The sequence below is a fragment of the Novosphingobium sp. FG137 genome (genome assembly GCF_057809735.1).
The window spans coordinates 14,631-32,134 of record NZ_JBMDKN010000008.1 but is presented as its reverse complement, the minus strand read 5'-3'; the positions used below and the strand labels follow the sequence as shown (position 1 = coordinate 32,134).

Here is a 17,504-nt window from a genome sequence, read left to right as displayed (position 1 = left end):
ACCCGAATGCTCATCCACACGCTCGCCGCAGCTGCCGCTACTGCCGCGCCCCAGAACAAGTTTGGTATCGCGGAAGTTCTGTTCCCCGGCGGCAAGCCCGCCTGGATCCCGCTCTCGACCTTCACCATTCTGGTGTTCATGTCGGTCGGTTCGTTCTTCATCCTCTTCACCAAGTGGGCCGAGCAGTCCAAGGTGCTCAAGCAGCACCAGTCGCTTGCAGGGTTCTGGCGCGCCGCCGGCCTGCGTGAAGGCGCTTCGAAGCTCGAGAAGAACTCGGCCTGGCGCCAGATCGTCGACGACGGCCTTTCGGCTGAAGACGCGGCCGGCAAGATGGACGAATCCGAGAGCCACGACTGGATGCACAGCTCGCTGGCCCGCTCGGAAGCCTCGATCAACGCGAAGCTCGCTGGCGGTCTGCCGTTCCTCGCGACCGTCGGTGCAACCTCGCCGTTCATCGGTCTGTTCGGTACCGTGGTCGGCATCTACGGCGCGCTCATCAACATCGGCATCGCCGGTTCGGCCTCGATCGACAAGGTCGCGGGTCCGGTCGGTGAAGCACTGATCATGACCGCGCTCGGTCTGCTCGTCGCGGTTCCCGCAGTGCTCGCCTACAACTACCTGCAGGCCCGCAACAAGCGCATCGCCGAACTGCTGACCGGCTTCAGCACCGACGTGCTCGCCAACCTCGCCTCGAAGGGCGTGGTCAAGCCTGCCGTCCCGGCTGCTCCGGCTGCCAAGCCCGCCGCTCCGGCTGCGGCACCGGCCAAGAAGTAAGGCCCGAATACGCGGAGGCGAAGATGGGATCGGTGGGCCATTCTCTAACGAGCTGGCCTGCCACCCCTCCTCGGGAACAACGCGGGTTCCAGCCGGGGCTGCGATGGCTCCAAAAAGCCAGCAAAGACCCGGTTCACCGTGGAAAGATCGGATAGGAACTAACCAATGGCAATATCTGCAGGCGGCGCGGGCGGCGATGAACGCCCAATGTCGGACATCAACACCACGCCGCTCGTGGACGTGATGCTCGTGCTGCTGATCATCTTCCTCATCGCGGTTCCGGTCGCGATCCAGACCGTCGAAAAACTCAAGGTTCCGGTGCTGCCGTCCGAAGAGACGCAGGACAAGGTCGAGAACCTGCTCGTGACGGTCGTTTCGACCGACGCTGGCGGACGCAGCCCCGGCCAGGGCGGCTACGAAGGCTCCTCGCGGACCGGCACTTGCCGCGTCTACATCAACAACGTCACCCCGGTGGATAACAACGAACTCTACAAGATGGCGTTCGACCGGCTTGATGCGATCGTGAAGCGGGCCGGCGGCGCGCAGAACATGGAGCCCGACAAGATCCCCGAAGTGCACATCCGCGGCGACGTTAATGTCCCCTGGAAGTGCGTTGCCGGCACGATCTACAACGTGCAGATCGCGGGCTATCCCAAGGTCGGCTTCATCTCCACCCCGGTTGATCCGAACGGCTGACGCTAGTCAGCACTGGCGCGAAGACACCCGGGCACACGATACCAGACAGGAGTACCTCCCATGGCAATGAGCGGCGGCAAAGACGATGGCTCGCCGATGATGGAAATGAACACGACGCCGCTGATCGACGTCATGCTCGTGCTCCTCATCATGTTCATCATCACCATCCCCGTGGCCACCCACTCGGTCAACATCGACCTTCCGCAGGCGCAGCCGCCGACGACGAATCCGCCGATCAAGACGGATAAGAACAAGCTGGTGCTGACGACGCAGAATACGATCCTGTGGAACGGCACGCCGATCACCGAGGGCAACCTTGTCTCGCTGCTTCAGGCGACCAAGGCGATGAACCCCGAGCCGGAACTGCAGTTCCAGCCCGAGGAATATGCCTCGTATGAAATCGCGAACCGCATGCTCAAGATCATCACCCAGGTGAAGGTCAGCAAGTTCGGCTTCGTGGGCAACGAGAACTTCGCGACGTTCAGCAAGTAACGACGCGGGCTCTCAGCCACAGATGATCAAGGGGCGGAGCAATCCGCCCCTTTTTCGTGGTGAAGCGCCATTTCAATCAGGTCTGCGCAGAGATCGCAGCGTTCGCAATGTGAACGGCTTCGCGCAGAGGCGCTGAGGCGCAGAGGGAAGTCAGTACGAGCGGGTGGCCAGCGGCGCAGGCATATCTGGATCACCAGATCATCTGCCAGCAGCAACGGGTCATGGCACAAAATCCCGGCGATCACTGCGCGAGGCCGCGCACTATCCGTCTCCGCGTCTCTGCGCGAAACCAGTCTTTCACTCTGGCCGCATCGCCGCCGAGGCAAGACTTTCGGCCTCGAGCAGCAGTTCCTCATCGGCCAGACCCGCTGGCACAGACTCGCGCCCGATCATCACCATCAGCGGCACGGCGAGCGGCGTCACGCGGTCAAGCTCGACGTGGACCAGTTCGGCCGCTGCGCGGTCGAGCAGGGTGCCCAACCGGCCTACATCCGTCATCCGTGCGCGGGCATCGGCCCACGCAGCTTCGAGCAGGAGGTGTTCGGGTTCGTGCTTGCGCAGCACATCGTAGATCAGGTCGGTCGAGAAAGTGACTTGCCGCCCGCTCTTGCGAGCACCCGGCTGCTGGCGCTCGACGAGGCCGGAGATCACCGCAACCTCGCGGAAGGCGCGGCGCAGAAGGTACGAGTTCTGCACCCATTCGACGAACTCTTCGGTGAGGATATCGGGCGAGAGGAGCCGCGCCGGATCTTTTACAGGGCGCAGGCCCCAGACGCCGAGCGCATAGTCGTTGGCGACAAACCCCATTGGCGAGAGGCCCGCATCTTCCATGCGCCGGGTGATCAGCATGCCAAGCGACTGGTTCGCATTCCATCCCTCGAAGGTATAGTAGACAGTGTAGGCCCGCCCGCCATGCGGGAAGCTTTCGACCAGCAGCTCCCCGGGCGCAGGCAGGCGGCTGCGCCAGTCCTGCACTTCAAGCCATTCGCGCACATCGTCAGGGAAGCGCGCCCAGCCTGTGCGGTCGGCCAGCATGGCCTGCACGCGGTTGGAAAGATGGGTGGTCAGCGGCATACGCGCGCCGTTGTAGCTAGGGATCTGCCCGGCGGACTTGGCCCCGCGCACGATCAGTTCAAGGTCGCGGACGCCCTCAACCTCAAGGTCCAGCCCGGCAAAACGGAAGGTATCGCCGGGCTTCAGCCCCGCGCCGAAGCTTTCCTCGACCTTGCCGAGCGAGCGCCCGTTGCGGAAGCGCACTTCGAGCATTTCGGAATCGACGATGATGCCCGCATTCAGGCGGTGACGCGCGGCCTGCTGCGGGTGGGTCAGCCGCCATGTGCCGTCCTTCAGGCGGACAATCCGCTGGAACCTGTCGTAGGCGCGCAGCGCGTAGCCGCCCGTGGCAACGAACTGCAGCACGCGCTCCCAGATTGCCTCGTCAACCCAGGCATATGCCAACGATGACCGGACTTCGGCCAGCAGCTCCGCCTCGCCAAACGGCCCTGCGCAAGCAATCGCCATGACATGCTGGGCGAGCACATCGAGCCCGCCGGAGCGGAAATCCTCGCCGTCGCGCTGGCCTTCATTGACCGCATCGCGCGCGGCCATGGCTTCGAGGAACTCGAACCGGTTGCCGGGTACAAGCATGGCGCGGCTGGGTTGATCGAGCCGGTGGTTGGCGCGGCCGATCCGCTGGAGCAGGCGCGAGGACCCCTTGGGCGCACCCATCTGCACCACCATGTCGATATCGCCCCAGTCGACGCCAAGATCGAGACTTGCGGTGCAGACGAGCGCGCGCAGCTCGCCGCGCGCCATCGCGCCTTCCACCTTGCGCCGCGCTTCCTTGGACAGCGAGCCGTGGTGGATGCCGATGGGGAGCTTGTCCTCGTTGGCATCCCACAGCAGCTGGAAGATGTATTCAGCAAGGAACCGCGTGTTGGTGAAGACCAGCGTGGTGCGGTTGCGGCGGATCGCCTCGTAGAGCTGCGGGACGGCCCAGGCGGCCGCGTGCCCGCCCCATGGCACGCGCTGGCCATCGTCGGGCAGGAGGATATCGACTTCGGCCGGCGCTCCGGCCTCGCCCTCGACGAGCGTGGTACTATCCAGATCGCCCCATGGCGCGAGCCACGCGCGGAAGCTTTCCGGATTGGCCAGCGTGGCAGAGAGCGCGGCGCGGCGCAGCCCCGGCGCCAGCGCCTGTAGCCGGGTGAGCGCGAGGGCGAGCAGGTCGCCGCGTTTGGAGGTCGCGAAGGCGTGGACCTCATCGATCACCACGCGCTGCAATGTGCTGAACAGCTGCGCGCTTTCAGGATAGCTGAGGAGGAGCGAAAGCGATTCGGGCGTGGTCAACAGCACATGCGGCGGCCGCGCGCGCTGGCGGGCCTTGCGATCGGATGGCGTATCGCCGCTGCGCGTCTCGACCGTGATCGGCAGCCCCATTTCGGTGATCGGCGTCAGAAGGTTGCGCTGCACGTCGTGCGCGAGGGCCTTGAGCGGCGAGACGTAGAGCGTGTGCAGTCCCTCGGGCGGCGAGGCCTCGCCAAGGCGCGAAGGCGTGAACGCGGCGAGGGTCGGCAGGAAGCCGGCAAGCGTCTTGCCCGCGCCGGTATCGGCGACCAGCAAGGCATGCTGCCCGACATCGTCGGCACCGAGCATTTCTGCCTGATGCCGCCGCACGCGCCAGCCGCGCCCGGTGAACCAGGCTTCGATCTCGGGAGGGATGGCGTCGCCTGTCACCTGGCGGATACTAGCGCCTTATCCCTGAAGCGGCCAATTGCGCGTCGAGGGCAGCGAGCACCGCAGCGAGGCCTGTCTCGCTCTCGCTCTCGGCACGCGCGGTGAGCATCGCCTCGGTGTTGGAGGCCCGCAGCAGCCACCAGCCCCGAGGCGTCGTCACGCGCACGCCGTCGATGGAGATCATCTCCGCCCCTTGCGCGGCGAGCCGGGCGCGGACTTCGTCGATCACCGCGAACTTGCGCGTCTCGTCCACCGGGAACCGGAGCTCGGGCGTGTTGACCAGCGCGGGCATGGCATCGCGCAACTCGGTCACCGTGCGACCGAGGCGGATGGTCGCTGCGATCAGGCGCACCGCGGCGTAGAGCGCATCGTCGAACCCGTAGTAATCGTCCGCAAGGAACACATGCCCGGTCATTTCGCCGCCCAGCAGTGCACCAGTCTCCTTCATTTTGGACTTGATGTGGCTGTGGCCGGTTTTCCATATCAACGGCTCGCCGCCGAGCGCACGGACCCGGTCGAAAAGCGCCCCGCTTGCCTTGATATCGGCGATAACTGTCGCGCCTGCCTGCCTTTTCAGCACATCTTCGGCAAACACCATGAGGAGCTGATCGCCCGCCAGCGCGCGGCCCAGGCTGTCAACAACCCCCAATCGGTCGCCGTCGCCATCAAAGGCCAATCCGAAGTCGAGCCGTCCCCGCGCGACGGCCTGCCTAAGATCGGCAAGATTGGCCTCAACGGAAGGATCGGGATGATGGCCAGGAAACAATCCGTCAACATGCGTGTGCAGCAGGACATGACGACCGGGCAAGCGAGCGACGAGACGCTCGACAACCGGTCCGGCAGCACCGTTGCCGGTATCCCAGGCTATGGCCAGGCTCTCGGGGAAGAGGTGTTTCCCGGCGTCTGGCGCGATACCCTCCAGCCCGGCGAGCAACCGCTCGACATAGGCATCCATGATGTTGACGGACTCGGCCGTCCCGTCGCCTTGCGCCCAATCCCCTTGGGCGGCGAGGCGGCCGAGATCGAGTATATCTGGACCGAAGAACGGACCCCCGCGAAATACCACCTTGAAGCCATTCTGATCGGGGGGATTGTGGCTGCCAGTTATCTGAATGCCATCCTGCACCTCTGGCAGTGAGGCGGCGGCATAGTAGAGCATTGGTGTCGGGCCGAGACCGATGCGGCGGACATTGACGCCGCTGGCACAGAGCCCTGCCACCAGCGCCTCTTCCAGCATCGGCGAACTGAGGCGGCCATCATAACCGACAGCCACGGTGCGCCGACCATCCCGCAGGACACGGGTGCCGAAGCTGCGGCCAAGAGCATGGGCGTCATCGGCGCCGAGCGTTTTGCCGATCGTCCCGCGAATGTCGTATTCGCGCAGGATGCTTGGGTGGAACTGGTGGCTCATGCCGGCTGGCCCCGCGCGGAACCAGCCTGACCTGAGCATATCTCGCTCACCCCGAACATGGCGGCGTGGGCCGGCGCGATGGCCGAACCTTCAATCCCGCGCATCCGGGCCGCGCGCGGAAATGCGGGCGAGCAGCAGGTCACGCGCGGCATTGGCTTCGTGCACCCCATCGGTGGTGCCGCCGCGATCGGGGTGGACCTTCATCAGCAGGCGGCGGTGCGCGTCGATGATCTCGTCGTAGCCGGCATCGGCGCGAAGGCCGAGCAGGTTGCGCGCGCGCTTCTCGGCCACTTCCTTTGCTGTGGGGCCCCACAGTTCCCACGGCCACCGCCCCGCCAGCATCTTCACAGCGAGGCAGGCAAGTGCCGCGAGGAGCAGGAACTTCACTGCACCACTTCCATCGCAAGCTGGCCGCGTTCGGGCAACTTGAGCGCAAGGCCGGCGACCAGCGTGCGCAGTTCCTGCCGCGCAACCAGGTGGCTGGTGCCAAGCTCGCCGAGATGGCCTTTGTCGAGCAGGGTGAGGCCGCTCGGGAAGAGTTCGCGGTAGATCACGCGTTCGGACAGGCCACTGGCGATGCGGAAGCCGACGCGCTTGGAAAGCTCGATGAGGGCCTGATCGATGCGCTTCTGGTTGCGCGCCTCGGTATAGCCGGTGCGGTTGCGCACGACGACCCAGTCCATTTCCTTGCGGGCTTCCTTGATCGTCGCCATCGCGCGCTTCTTGCGGGCTTCCCAGATCAGTTCGGCATAGAACGAGAGGCGGCGGACCTTGAAGGTCTCCGCGTCGACCTGCCCGATGAGGTCGAAATCGACGAAGCTGTCGTTGAGCGGGGTGACGAGAGTATCGGCCTGGGTCGCGACATGGCGGGCGAGCGGATCGTCGCGGCCGGGGGTGTCGAACACGAGGAAATCGTGGCTTTCGCCTAGCCGAGCAGCAAGCGCGTCAAGCTCTTCGGTGTTGGTGCCGTCATAGACTTCGAAAGTTGCGCTTGGCAGTGTGATGCCGCGTCGGCGCATGGTTTCGGCGCGGTTTTCGAAGTAGCGGTGCATCGTGCGCTGGCGGGAATCGAGATCGATCGCGGCGACCCGCGCGCCCTGATAGGCCAGCGCGATCGCGACATGGACCGCCGTGGTCGACTTGCCGGTGCCGCCCTTTTCGTTGGCGAAGACGATTCGGTAGGGGGCGGCGAGCAAGCGATCATCCTTTCTGTGAGGTGCGGCCCCCCTTGCCGCCGGGCAGGGCTCAGGGCTAGAGGGCCTTTCCCTTTTCGGGGACTGTTCGCCCCCTTCCGGGGGATTACTGGAGAGCCGTGGCGCGTGCAAATCCTGACTGCTCTGGAACCGCTGCGCACTGCGCTTTCCGCGCTGAAATCGGGGGACAATTCCGCCGAGGCCAACGACCATCCCAAACTGGCACTCGTGCCCACGATGGGCGCACTGCATGAAGGCCACCTCACTCTGGTGCGCGAAGCGAAGCGGCTTGCCGAGCATGTCGTCGTCTCGATCTTCGTAAATCCGCGGCAGTTCGGGCCGAACGAGGATCTTGCGACCTATCCGCGCCAGCTTGAGGCCGATGCCGCGCTGCTCGAGGCGGAAGGCGTGGATGTGCTGTGGGCGCCGACGGTCGAGGTGATCTATCCGGCCGGCTATGCGACGACCGTGCAGGTAGGCGGGCTCGATGCAGTGCTCTGCGGCGCGGCGCGGCCTGGGCATTTCGACGGCGTAGCGACGGTTGTGACCAAGCTGTTCAACCAGGTGCAGCCGGATGTCGCGCTGTTCGGAGAGAAGGACTGGCAGCAGCTCGCGATCATTCGCCGCATGGCGCGCGATCTCGATCTGACGCACCCGCATGCGGACAACATTCTTGGCGTGCAGACGGTGCGCGAGGCGGACGGGCTCGCGATGAGCAGCCGCAACAAGTACCTGACGGCGGAAGAGCGCGCAGCCGCTCCGGCGATGAACCGCGCGATGCGCGAGGCTGCGGCGAAGATCCTGGCCGGAGAGCCGGTGGCGGACGCGCTTGCTGCGCTGAAGGTTGCAGTGCTGGCCGCGGGCTTTCGCAGCATCGATTATGCCGATCTGCGCGATGCCGTGACGCTGGAAGACGTGGCCAAGTGGGATGGCCACCCCGCGCGGTTGTTGGTGGCGGCGCATCTCGGCAAGGCACGCCTGATCGATAATGTGGCGGTGATGACCGGCCAGACCTGCTAGGCATGGCAGCATGACCAGCACCCCCAGACTATCCGGCGTCCTCGATGTCGACGGGCATCCCTACGAATGGGAGCTGCGCAGCGAGCCGCAGTGGAGCGAGAATCATGGCTGGAAAGGCATGACCATCGGCCTGCTGCGCAAACACACGCAGCGCGAGGCCCTGCTCGAGTTTCCCACGCCGAAGCGCTTGATGAAGGGCCTGCAGCGCGGACGGCTGCAGATCAGCGACGCGATCGTGACGCGTGGGATCCGGGCTGCGCTCGAAGCCGGGTGGGAGCCCGAGTCTCGCGGCAAACCGATGGTGTTCGTGGTTGATGCGGACGGCAACTAGGGTGAGCGGCGCGCCAAAGGCATGGGATGGCGCACAGGTCCGCAAGTGGCTGGCCAGCCGCATGGAAGCTGCGCGGCTCGATCAGGTGGTCGCGGACAAGCAGGGCTATTCCGCGCAGGACGATTACGACAAGGCCGCCGCGGAAGAATGGGTCTGCGCGGCCTTGCGGATCGCGGCAAGCAAGGATGATCAGGCCGCACTCGCCGACCGCCTCAAGGACCTGCTCGCCCAGGAGGACTATCCGGTCACGGGGATCTATGATGACTGCCGCTTCGAGCGGTATGTCCGGGCAAACCTCAGGAAGCTCGCCCGGATGACCAAGACGGGCGAAGGGTTCGAGAACACGCTCCGCTTTCAGTGAGCGCATTGCCTTGGCCGAAGGAACACGTATGGAAGCCGGGATGCAAAACCGGCAAGATCACTTCGCGTACTGTGTCCAGCTGTTTGGCGGCACGACCGCCTTTGCGCGCCGCCTGAGGATCGACGAGCGCGCGATCCGGCGGTTCATCAATGGCGAGCGGCCGATCACCGACGGCCTGCTGGCCGACACCGCGAAGGCCTTGCGTGAGCTGAGCACGGAGGCGACCGCCGCTGCCGACCAGATTGCCGCTGGGCTCTAGCTTCCCGCAATCTCGGCCGCCCCGCTTTTCATCTGCGCATAGGCCAGCTCCCGCGCCTCGGGCGCCAGCGACAAGAGATACCGGCTGGCCTCCTTGTAGGTCAGGAAGGGTCGGCCATCGGCGCTGATGGGCACAGTCCGGCCGTTGAATATCCGGCGCAGAAAGCGCCGCTCCGCTCTGCCCAGCGCCTGGTCGGCTTCTTCGGTGATGGCACTATCCTGTCGATCATTGAGCCGGTGGCGGTTCAGGGTTTTCCGGTTCCGCTCCGCGCGACTTCGTAGAGGAAATCGGCGAACAGGGTGGCCTGCTGGTCGAAGCCGAGCTCCTTGGGGTTGGTGCTGTCGATCAGGAACCACTCGTCGGGGGCATGCGCACCGCCGCCCCGGCCTGCGCCGAACGATCCCGCCGGCAGGTGCAGCGGCGGCCCGGTGAAGATCACGCCCGGCCAGCTACCGGCAGACCGCGCCGACATGGTCTGCGGAATCTTCGCCGCTGCCAGCGTGGCCTGTTCGGCCTTGATCAGCGCGCTGTTCTCGTCGGTCTGTGTCGGGCCGTAGCCGCCGCTCACGTTGACTTCGATATCGCCGAAGCCGCGCTTGGCGAGGTGGGCCTTGAGCTTGGCGACAGCCTCGTCCTTGGTCATGTCCGGCACCAGCCGCAGGTCGATCTTGGCCTCGGCTCGGCCGGGCAGGACCGTCTTGCCGCCCGGCCCCATGTAGCCGCTGACCAGCCCCTGGATGTTGACCGTGGGCTGCGAGGCGAGGCGGTAGGACGCGGTGAGATAATCCTCCCCGGCGTACCACTGCTTGATACCGAGGCTCTTCTTCTCGTCAGCTTCGTTGCCGGCGGCGATATCGGCGGCGATCAACTGCTTCTGGCGTTCGGTCAGCGGCTTCACGTTCTCGAACCAGCCGTCGATGGCGGGCGTGTGGCCGTCATCGGCGACGAGCGTATTCAGCGCCTTGATCAGGTGCCATGCGGGGCTATCGACATTGGCCATCAGGCTGGAGTGAATGTCTTTCGTGGGCCCCTTGCCCCACTTTTCGCCGCTGGAGATCAGCTGCAGTTCGACCGCGCCCTTCGCGCCGAGCAGCAGGGTCACCTGCCCGTCGACCGATTGGCCGGCATCAGGAATGATCACGCCCACCGCCTTGGACAGCGCAGGCAGCACTTCGGGATGGGTGACGACCTGCGAGAAGTGCGGCGAGGCGATCTCCTCCTCGCCCTCGGCCACCAGCACGAGGTTTACCGGCAGCTTCACGCCGGAAGCCTTGAACGCGCGCAGGGCAGTGAGGAACGCGGTTTCCGGTCCCTTCTGGTTGACCGCGCCGCGCCCGACGATGACTTTGCCTTCGCCGGGGCGATCGACCAACCGGCCCTCGAGCGGCGGGGAGGACCATTCCTTGGGGTCGAAATGCTTCACATCGTACATGAAGTAGATCGCCAGCGTTGTCTTGGCGCCGGCATCGAGCGTGGCGAAGACACCGGGGACGCCATCGGTGGGAATGACCTTTGCCATCTGGAACCCGGCATCGAGCGCGAGCTGGCGCATGTATTCGGCGCCTTCCTTGTGGTTCAGGCCCATGTTGGCGATCGTCGGCAGCTTGATCCATGCGCGCAGACGCTCGACCGCGGCATCGTGATCGGCGCGGATCGCTGCGGCGACTTTGGCCCGGTCGGCCTTGTCGGATGCCGCCGCGGGTTGGCCTGTTGCGGCGGCCAGCGCGGCCAATCCCGCGAACGCGAATTTGAGATGCTTTGCCATAACGCCCCATTCCCCAAAACGACTTCGACGGCGAGTGTGAAACGAGAAATCTGCAATGTCCAGCAGGCCGAAACCCGGTTGCGCGCGCCGGGGGAAAGTACCATGGCGGACTGATCCTGCCATGGCCATCTCGTTGATTTCGTTCCCCGAGTCGGGCCGACCCTGGAATCGAGGAGCGCGCGTGTGCTTGACGGTTTGATGGCCTGGGCCCGCCCGCGGATCATCCGCAGCCGCCAGCGCCTTCGCCAGAGCGAGGCCGCCTTCATCCTGCTTGCCGCCGGGGCCGGGGCCGGTGCGGGGCTGCTCACGCGTGTGCAGCAGAAGCTCGCGCATGGACTGCAGGAAGTGCTGTATGGCGTGACCTTCAATCGCCTCAGCGCGCTGGGGCACATCCATCATGCCTGGCGGCTGCTGGCGCTGCCGCTGGGCGGGCTGGCGCTGGTGCTCTTTACGCTCGCGCTGGGCAAACGTGTGCGCACGCCAGTCGATGTCGTGGAGGCCAACGCGCTCCACGGCGGACGCATTGCACCGGCGGACAATCTCGTGATCGCGGTGCAGACGATCCTCTCCAACGGCGCGGGCGCATCGGTGGGTCTGGAAGCGGCTTTCACGCAGATGGGGGGCGGGCTTGCCTCGATGCTCGGCCAGTGGCTCAAGCTGCGGCGCAACGATCTGCGCACGCTGGTCGGGGCGGGTGCGGGTGCGGGTATCGGTGCGGCCTTCGGCGCACCGCTGGCGGGCGCGTTCTATGCCTTCGAGATCGTGATCGGCAGCTATACGCCGGCGGCGATTGCGCCGGTCATCGCGGCGGCGCTGACGGGGGTCTATACCGCCAAGGCGCTGGGCGGCGAGCCGTGGCTCATGGCGCTGAGCGATGACAAGGTGGTCACGCTCAGTGACTATCTGCTCTACGCCGCGCTGGGTCTTGCCTGTGCGCTGCTCGGCATCGCGATCATGCGGCTGGTGACGCTGGCCGAATCGTACGTGCAGGGCTGGGCATGGCTCGGCCGCTGGAAGCCGGTCCTGGGCGGCATCCTGCTGATCCCGCTGGCCTTGGCCTCGCCGCAGACCCTCTCGGCGGGCCATGGCGCGCTGCATCTCAATCTCGTGCTGCAGCCGGCGGTGCAGGTGCTGCTGATCATCATGGGCCTGAAGATTGCCGCCTCGATTGTCTCCTTGAGTTTCGGATTCCGGGGCGGCCTGTTCTTTGCCTCGCTGTTCATCGGCTCGCTGGCGGGGCAGATCTTCGCGGGCGCAGTCAATGCCGCTGGTGTCGGGCTTGCAGTGAGCCCCAACGATGCCGCCCTTGTCGGCATGGCCGCGCTCAGCGTGTCGATCGTGGGCGGGCCGATGACGCTGGCGCTGCTGATGCTGGAGACGACGCATGATTTCGCGCTGATGGGGGTTGTGCTGACGGCGGCGCTGCTTTCGAGCGCGTTGACCCGTGAACTGTTCGGCTATTCCTTTTCCACCTGGCGGCTGCACGTGCGTGGGTCCTCGATCCGTGGCCCGCGCGATATCGGCTGGGCCGCGAGCCTCACCGCCGCGCGGATGATGCGGCGCGACTGGGTGCAGGTGCCCGAGAACTGCCCGGTCGATGTGTTCCGCGCGCGGGTTCCGCTTGGTTCGGCAAGCAAGGCGCTGCTGGTGGACGGCGAAGGGCGCTATCGCGGCATTGTTCCGACCGCCGCCGCCTATGCCCCGGACCTTGCGCCCGATACGCCGATCGCGGCGCTGGCGGGGATGGCTGACGTCTCGCTGCACCCCGGCGACGATGCCTACACGATCATTGCCTTGTTCGACCGGCTGAGCGCGGATGAACTGGCCGTCGTCGACGAGAAGGGTGTCGTCGTGGGCGTGGTCACCGAACGTCATGCGCGGCGGCGCACTCTCGACGAACTGGAGAAATCGCAACGGCAGCTGTTCGGGGAAGCGTAGGCCTTCAGAACAGGCTGCCCTGTGGAGGCATCGGCGCTTCCTCGGCGATTTCGCGCATCAGCGCATCCTCCAGCGGCGCCTGCATGGCCGCTGCGTCTGTGCCGTCTGCGCTGAGCCAGCGATCAAAGGCTTCGCCGGGGCGCAGGAGCACGGGCATGGCCTTCGGGTGGATGCGGCCGACCGTTGCGTTGGGGGCGCAGGTGAGGAAGGCGAAGCGCGGGCCTTCCTCGGCAGCGCGCCAGAGGCCGGCGAAGGCGAAGAGCGGATCACCCCCCATTGAGTCGGCGCGCAGATCGAACCAGTGCTTGCGCTTGCGGCCGGTCACCGGATCGGGGACGGCGGACCATTCGGAGAAGGCGGTAACGGGGACGAGGCAGCGCCGCGCCGGATCGGCGAGCGCACTGCGCCACATCGGGGAGGCGAGATTGCGCACATTGGTGATCGGGCGCTTTACCTCGCCGAACGGGGGCCAGCCCCAGCGCATCACCGCGAGTGTTCTCCCTGCGCCTTCCGCAACGACCACCGGTGCCTCGCTGTCAGGGTAGATCTCGGCGAGCGCCGGGAGGTTGCGCCCCGCGATATCGGCCCGGAATAGCTGCGCAATGGCTTGCGCGTTGCTGGTCATGCGATAGAGATTGCACATCAGAGAGAATGATAGCGGGAGAGTACGCAATGGCCACCCAGATCCGCCCCAACATCAATTGTAGCGATGCCGAATGGCATGCGCGGCAGGAACTGGCGGCCTGCTATCGCATCTTCGATCTGATGGGCTGGTCCGAATCGGTCTACAACCACATCTCGCTGCGCGTGCCGGATCAAGAGGGCGCCTTCCTCATCAATCCGTTCGGGCTGCTCTATTCCGAAGTCTGCGCCAGCAACCTCGTGAAGATCGATATCGACGGCAACAAGCTCGATGACAATCCGCATCCGGTGAACCTCGCCGGGTTTACCCAGCACGGCTATTTCCATCGCCACCTCGATTGGGCCCATGCCATCTGCCATGTCCACACCACGGCATCGATGGCGGTGTGCAGCCTCGAGGAAGGGCTGATGCCGATCAACTTCTACGCCTGCAACTTCATGGGCCGGCTTGCCTATCATGATTTCGAGGGCATCACCGTTCGCGCCGAGGAAGGCGAGCGACTGCTGGCGAACCTTGCCGACAAGAACATCCTCATGCTGCGCAACCACGGCCCGGTGGTGATGGCCAAGAACCTGCAGGGCATGTTCGTGCAGATGTGGGCGCTGCAGCGCGCTTGCGAGATCCAGATGGCGACGCTTTCGATGGGCCGGCCGCCGGTGATGATCTCGCAGGACGTGATCAACGTGCACCAGCGCGATCTCAACATGGCGAACCCTCCCGGCGGTGGCCCCGGCGTGGGCGATTTCAACGCCTGGACCCGGCGGATCGATCAGATCGACCGCTCCTGGCGGGATTGAGCGGCACTCAGAGCCATTTCGCGAGATCCGCTCATACTGAGCTTGTCGAAGTATCATGCACGACTGTTGTGCCAGCACCCTTCGACAAGCTCAGGGTGAGCGGTGTAGTCGGTGCGGGTTGAGCAAGCAGTAGCGAGCCCACTCCCATGGCCATCCTCACCGTCAACAACCAGCCGATCGAGATCAAGCTGGAGAGCGACACGCCGCTGCTCTGGGCGCTGCGTGATGCTGCCAATCTGACCGGCACGAAGTATGGCTGCGGCACCGGCGAATGCGGCGCGTGCATGGTCATCGTCGACGGGCAGGCGATGCCGAGCTGTACGCTTGTCCTCGGCGAGGCGGAGGGGCGGACTGTCACCACGATCGAAGGCCTCTCGCCCGATCGCAATCATCCGGTGCAGCAGGCCTTTGTCGCCGAACAGGCGATCCAGTGCGGCTTTTGCACGCCCGGCCTCGTGATGGCGGCAGCTGCGCTGCTGGCGCACAATACCGATCCGACCGAGGCGGATATCAAGGCTGCGATCACCAATATCTGCCGCTGCGGCGTCTATCCTCGCCTTGTCCGCACGATCCAGCGCGCCGGGCGGATCGCACGGGGCGTGGAGCCCGGCGTGCCGCTGCCGGTGCCGGTAACCGCGACGACGCCGGGACTATAGGTCTCAGAACCCCATCCGCACCGTCAGCCTCGCGCTGCGGGGCTGGGCGGTGGAGATGTTGTTGTCGGTGTGCGCGGTCGGGAAATACTGCTCGTTCAGCAGGTTGTTGACGTTGAGCTGGACCGAGACCGACTTGGTGAGGTTGTAGAACACCGCCGTATCGACGCGGGTCCAGGCTGGCAGGGTCACCGTGTTGCTGATGGTGGTGTAGGCCGAGGACTGGTGCGTCACGCCGAGGCCGAGGCCGAGCTTGTCGGTCACGTCGTAGCGGGTCCACAGCGAAATCTGGCTTTCAGGCAGAAGCGCGAGCGCGCGGCCGGCTGGGGCGGCGGTCGTCGAAGAGCGCACTTTGCCGTCCTGCAGGGCATAGCCGAGGCTGACCTGCCACTGGGGCAAGATCTTGCCGGTGGCGGACAGCTCGATCCCGCGCGTGCGGGTCTTGCCCGAAAGCTGGGGCAGGCCGGTGACGGGATCGTTGAAGCGTGAGTTCTCGCGGTCCAGCCGGTAGGCAGCGGCGGTGAGCGCGAGGGCGGGGGTCACGTCCCACTTGGCGCCCACTTCGAGATTGCGGAATTCCTCGGGCGCGAGCGTGGCCTGCACCGCATCGAGCGCGCTGAACTGGTCGCCCGACTGGGGCAGGAAGCTCTTGGTGTAGCTGCCGTAGAGCGAGACATTGGCGCGGGGCTTCACGATCACGCCGGCACGGGGAGACCACTTGTTATCGGTGCGCCCGGCGCTGGTGCTGTTCAGCAGATTGTCCGCGCGGATTTTGAAGCTGTCATACCGCACGCCGGCGACGATCTGGAGGAAGGGCGCCAGTTCGATCTGATCCTGCACATAGGCTGAGACCGTGGTGACCTTGGCGTGGGTCGAGCGGCTGGGTGCGCCGAAAGTGATGGCGGGAATATCCAGCCGATCGGCGAGTGCGACGGTGGCCGAGGCCTTGTTGCCGGGGAAAATGCCTTCGGAGCGGGCGGCGTCGGTGGCCTGGTCGCTGCCTTCGATCCCGGCGATCACGGTGTGGCCGATGGGGCCCGTCTTGCCCTGCCAGGTCAGGTTCGCCTGACCGATCCAGCTCTCGCGCAGGACGGTGCTGTTATAGGCGCTGAGCGAAACCGTGTTGGCGGCGGGATTGACTGCGGCGCCAGCGAAGATGTTGGCGTAGTACTTGTCGGTGTGGCTGTATTGGCCGGCTACGGTGAGCGTCAGGCTATCGGCCAGCTGCTGGGTGAGGCGGGCTTCGACGATATGGGCCTGCACCGCCGCGATGTTCGTGTCTTTGCGGCCGAAAAAGGTATCGCGGTAGCCTTCGAGCGGTTTGCCGGCGAGCGAGGGGACGCCGCGATCGGCAGTGCGGCGATCATCGTCGTAGTTGTAGGAAAGGTCGATCCGGGTATCGGCGGAGGGCGCGAAGGCCAGCGTGGGGTTCACGCCGATGAAGCGGCCGTGGAAGTCCTGCCGGTGGTTGTCGAACTCTTCGTAAGTGCCGTTCAACCGCGCGCCGATGGTCTGCGAAAGCGGGGTATTGAGATCGGCGGCGAGCGCGAAATCGCCGAAGGTGCCGACGGCGGCGCTGGCGCCGAGGCTCTGGCCTGAAAGCGAAGGCGCCTTGCGCACGCGGTTGATCACGCCGCCGCCGCCGCCGCGCCCGAAGAGTAGCGCATTGGCGCCGCGCAGCACCTCGACATGGTCGATGTTGTAGAGCGAACGGTAATACTGCGTGTCGTCGCGCAGGCCATTGAGGAAGAAGTCGGCGGTGGTGTTCTGGCCGCGCAGCACGATCTGGTCGCGGTTGCCTTCGCCCTGCGCAAGGACGACGCCGGGGACGTAGCGGAGCGCATCGGTGAGTTGGGTGACGCCCTGATCGTCGAGCTGTTCGCGGCTAAGCACGGTGACGGACTGCGGCACATCGAGCAGCGGCGTGGGCGCCTTGACGCTGGCGGCGGTATCGCTGCGGTAGCTTTCGATATGGCCGGTGACCACGATGGGGCGGCGGTCTGCGCCATCGCCGGCATCGGCACCCGCATCGCCCGCATCCGCTGCCATCCCCGCCGGTTCGGCCTGCACGGCGAACGGCAAGAGGGCGCTGGAGGTGAGGAGCAGGGCGGCGAGCGCTTTCACGGGCAATTCCTTCTTGAGAGGCATTCTCAAGAGCTGCTCTATTGCGAGTCATTCGCACTTGCAAGGATGATATTGCGAATCCTTCGCGATTTATGCGCGCAGCAGGCGGCAACGGGCTGGCCACAAGGCAGTCCGTCCGTCAGCGATGCAGAAGGTGTGAGGGTTTGCCGCGCGTCAGAGCAGCGGGAAGGCGCGGCCGGCGAGGATCAGGGCGAATGCCGAGCCGAGCACGATGGCCGAGCGCAGCACTTCCGCCAGAGAGGCGGCAGGTGCAGCAGCAACGAGGGCGATAGCGCGGGCCATAGCACGCC

The 17,504-nt window shown here is 65.6% G+C and carries 19 protein-coding genes; 10 read left to right on the top strand and 9 right to left on the bottom strand.

Annotation, left to right across the window (positions count from 1 at the left end; translation table 11 throughout):
* Positions 1-6: 6 nt before the first annotated feature.
* The 3 genes from ACODS2_RS19665 to ACODS2_RS19655 all read left to right on the top strand — a co-directional run bounded on the left by ACODS2_RS19665 (position 7) and on the right by ACODS2_RS19655 (position 1,962).
* Entirely contained in the window at positions 7-774 is a 768-nt protein-coding gene (locus tag ACODS2_RS19665; RefSeq protein WP_298168109.1) for a MotA/TolQ/ExbB proton channel family protein, read from the top strand.
* A gap of 165 nt (positions 775-939) precedes the next feature.
* On the top strand, positions 940-1,470 hold the full coding sequence (locus ACODS2_RS19660) for an ExbD/TolR family protein (RefSeq protein WP_298168106.1): 531 nt from the start codon (positions 940-942) through the stop codon (positions 1,468-1,470).
* A gap of 60 nt (positions 1,471-1,530) precedes the next feature.
* On the top strand, positions 1,531-1,962 hold the full coding sequence (locus tag ACODS2_RS19655) for an ExbD/TolR family protein (protein ID WP_298168101.1): 432 nt from the start codon (positions 1,531-1,533) through the stop codon (positions 1,960-1,962).
* A gap of 297 nt (positions 1,963-2,259) precedes the next feature.
* On the opposite strand, the gene ACODS2_RS19650 is transcribed toward ACODS2_RS19655, so the two are convergent.
* The 4 genes from ACODS2_RS19650 to ACODS2_RS19635 all read right to left on the bottom strand — a co-directional run bounded on the left by ACODS2_RS19650 (position 2,260) and on the right by ACODS2_RS19635 (position 7,305).
* Complete coding sequence (locus ACODS2_RS19650) at positions 2,260-4,698, bottom strand: ligase-associated DNA damage response DEXH box helicase (RefSeq protein ID WP_489000297.1); 2,439 nt, start codon at positions 4,696-4,698, stop codon at positions 2,260-2,262.
* 10 nt (positions 4,699-4,708) lie between these two features.
* On the bottom strand, positions 4,709-6,109 hold the full coding sequence (gene pgmG / locus ACODS2_RS19645; RefSeq protein WP_489000296.1) for a phosphoglucomutase/phosphomannomutase PgmG: 1,401 nt from the start codon (positions 6,107-6,109) through the stop codon (positions 4,709-4,711).
* 90 nt (positions 6,110-6,199) lie between these two features.
* Positions 6,200-6,496: a J domain-containing protein gene (locus ACODS2_RS19640; protein ID WP_421836573.1), complete on the bottom strand. Its 297-nt coding sequence runs from the start codon at positions 6,494-6,496 to the stop codon at positions 6,200-6,202.
* Positions 6,493-7,305 carry a division plane positioning ATPase MipZ gene (locus ACODS2_RS19635; protein WP_489000295.1) on the bottom strand — a complete coding sequence of 271 codons (813 nt, stop codon included), beginning with the start codon at positions 7,303-7,305 and terminating at the stop codon, positions 6,493-6,495. The genes ACODS2_RS19640 and ACODS2_RS19635 overlap by 4 nt, the downstream gene beginning before the upstream one ends.
* 123 nt (positions 7,306-7,428) lie before the next feature.
* Here ACODS2_RS19635 and panC point away from each other — a divergent pair, with 123 nt between their 5' ends.
* Genes panC through ACODS2_RS19615 form a run of 4 tightly spaced genes read left to right on the top strand, consistent with a single transcriptional unit; the run spans position 7,429 to position 9,273 of the window.
* Positions 7,429-8,322, top strand: a complete 894-nt coding sequence (gene panC, locus ACODS2_RS19630; protein ID WP_489000294.1) for a pantoate--beta-alanine ligase — start codon at positions 7,429-7,431, stop codon at positions 8,320-8,322.
* 10 nt (positions 8,323-8,332) lie between these two features.
* The gene (locus ACODS2_RS19625; RefSeq protein ID WP_489000293.1) at positions 8,333-8,653 is read left to right on the top strand and encodes a hypothetical protein; all 321 of its coding nucleotides are present in this window, start codon (positions 8,333-8,335) and stop codon (positions 8,651-8,653) included.
* Positions 8,637-9,014 carry a hypothetical protein gene (locus tag ACODS2_RS19620; RefSeq protein WP_489000292.1) on the top strand — a complete coding sequence of 126 codons (378 nt, stop codon included), beginning with the start codon at positions 8,637-8,639 and terminating at the stop codon, positions 9,012-9,014. Before ACODS2_RS19625 ends, ACODS2_RS19620 begins: the two co-directional genes overlap by 17 nt.
* Before the next feature lie 40 nt (positions 9,015-9,054).
* Entirely contained in the window at positions 9,055-9,273 is a 219-nt protein-coding gene (locus ACODS2_RS19615; RefSeq protein WP_421836578.1) for a hypothetical protein, read from the top strand.
* Here ACODS2_RS19615 and ACODS2_RS19610 read toward each other — a convergent pair.
* Positions 9,270-9,407 carry a hypothetical protein gene (locus ACODS2_RS19610; protein WP_489000291.1) on the bottom strand — a complete coding sequence of 46 codons (138 nt, stop codon included), beginning with the start codon at positions 9,405-9,407 and terminating at the stop codon, positions 9,270-9,272. The genes ACODS2_RS19615 and ACODS2_RS19610 overlap by 4 nt on opposite strands.
* Before the next feature lie 110 nt (positions 9,408-9,517).
* Complete coding sequence (locus ACODS2_RS19605; protein WP_489000290.1) at positions 9,518-11,038, bottom strand: M20/M25/M40 family metallo-hydrolase; 1,521 nt, start codon at positions 11,036-11,038, stop codon at positions 9,518-9,520.
* 198 nt (positions 11,039-11,236) lie between these two features.
* Here ACODS2_RS19605 and ACODS2_RS19600 point away from each other — a divergent pair, with 198 nt between their 5' ends.
* A complete protein-coding gene (locus ACODS2_RS19600; RefSeq protein ID WP_489000289.1) occupies positions 11,237-12,976 on the top strand; it encodes a chloride channel protein in 1,740 nt (579 codons plus the stop codon).
* A gap of 4 nt (positions 12,977-12,980) precedes the next feature.
* On the opposite strand, the gene ACODS2_RS19595 is transcribed toward ACODS2_RS19600, so the two are convergent.
* Positions 12,981-13,619: an SOS response-associated peptidase gene (locus ACODS2_RS19595; RefSeq protein WP_489000288.1), complete on the bottom strand. Its 639-nt coding sequence runs from the start codon at positions 13,617-13,619 to the stop codon at positions 12,981-12,983.
* 29 nt (positions 13,620-13,648) lie between these two features.
* Here ACODS2_RS19595 and ACODS2_RS19590 point away from each other — a divergent pair, with 29 nt between their 5' ends.
* Positions 13,649-14,416 carry a class II aldolase/adducin family protein gene (locus tag ACODS2_RS19590; protein ID WP_298168068.1) on the top strand — a complete coding sequence of 256 codons (768 nt, stop codon included), beginning with the start codon at positions 13,649-13,651 and terminating at the stop codon, positions 14,414-14,416.
* A 146-nt stretch (positions 14,417-14,562) separates the two neighbouring features.
* Positions 14,563-15,072 (top strand): (2Fe-2S)-binding protein, encoded by a 510-nt coding sequence (locus ACODS2_RS19585; RefSeq protein ID WP_489000287.1) that lies wholly within the window; start codon positions 14,563-14,565, stop codon positions 15,070-15,072.
* A 3-nt stretch (positions 15,073-15,075) separates the two neighbouring features.
* Here ACODS2_RS19585 and ACODS2_RS19580 read toward each other — a convergent pair whose 3' ends face one another.
* Together ACODS2_RS19580 and ACODS2_RS19575 are read right to left on the bottom strand one after the other, a co-directional pair.
* Complete coding sequence (locus tag ACODS2_RS19580; protein ID WP_489000286.1) at positions 15,076-17,193, bottom strand: TonB-dependent receptor; 2,118 nt, start codon at positions 17,191-17,193, stop codon at positions 15,076-15,078.
* 174 nt (positions 17,194-17,367) lie between these two features.
* Entirely contained in the window at positions 17,368-17,496 is a 129-nt protein-coding gene (locus tag ACODS2_RS19575) for a hypothetical protein (protein WP_489000285.1), read from the bottom strand.
* Between the last annotated feature and the right edge of the window lie 8 nt (positions 17,497-17,504).

Excerpts from the sequence above, each read along its gene's own strand:
- ACODS2_RS19660 (WP_298168106.1), top strand. The coding sequence starts at position 940 with ATGGCAATATCTGCAGGCGGCGCGGGCGGCGATGAACGCCCAATGTCG.
- ACODS2_RS19655 (WP_298168101.1), top strand. The coding sequence starts at position 1,531 with ATGGCAATGAGCGGCGGCAAAGACGATGGCTCGCCGATGATGGAAATG.
- ACODS2_RS19590 (WP_298168068.1), top strand. The coding sequence starts at position 13,649 with ATGGCCACCCAGATCCGCCCCAACATCAATTGTAGCGATGCCGAATGG.
- ACODS2_RS19595 (WP_489000288.1), bottom strand. The coding sequence starts at position 13,619 with ATGTGCAATCTCTATCGCATGACCAGCAACGCGCAAGCCATTGCGCAG.
- ACODS2_RS19600 (WP_489000289.1), top strand. The coding sequence starts at position 11,237 with ATGGCCTGGGCCCGCCCGCGGATCATCCGCAGCCGCCAGCGCCTTCGC.
- ACODS2_RS19620 (WP_489000292.1), top strand. The coding sequence starts at position 8,637 with ATGCGGACGGCAACTAGGGTGAGCGGCGCGCCAAAGGCATGGGATGGC.
- ACODS2_RS19665 (WP_298168109.1), top strand. The coding sequence starts at position 7 with ATGCTCATCCACACGCTCGCCGCAGCTGCCGCTACTGCCGCGCCCCAG.
- ACODS2_RS19615 (WP_421836578.1), top strand. The coding sequence starts at position 9,055 with ATGCAAAACCGGCAAGATCACTTCGCGTACTGTGTCCAGCTGTTTGGC.
- pgmG (WP_489000296.1), bottom strand. The coding sequence starts at position 6,109 with ATGAGCCACCAGTTCCACCCAAGCATCCTGCGCGAATACGACATTCGC.
- ACODS2_RS19585 (WP_489000287.1), top strand. The coding sequence starts at position 14,563 with ATGGCCATCCTCACCGTCAACAACCAGCCGATCGAGATCAAGCTGGAG.
- ACODS2_RS19575 (WP_489000285.1), bottom strand. The coding sequence starts at position 17,496 with ATGGCCCGCGCTATCGCCCTCGTTGCTGCTGCACCTGCCGCCTCTCTG.
- ACODS2_RS19625 (WP_489000293.1), top strand. The coding sequence starts at position 8,333 with ATGACCAGCACCCCCAGACTATCCGGCGTCCTCGATGTCGACGGGCAT.
- ACODS2_RS19605 (WP_489000290.1), bottom strand. The coding sequence starts at position 11,038 with ATGGCAAAGCATCTCAAATTCGCGTTCGCGGGATTGGCCGCGCTGGCC.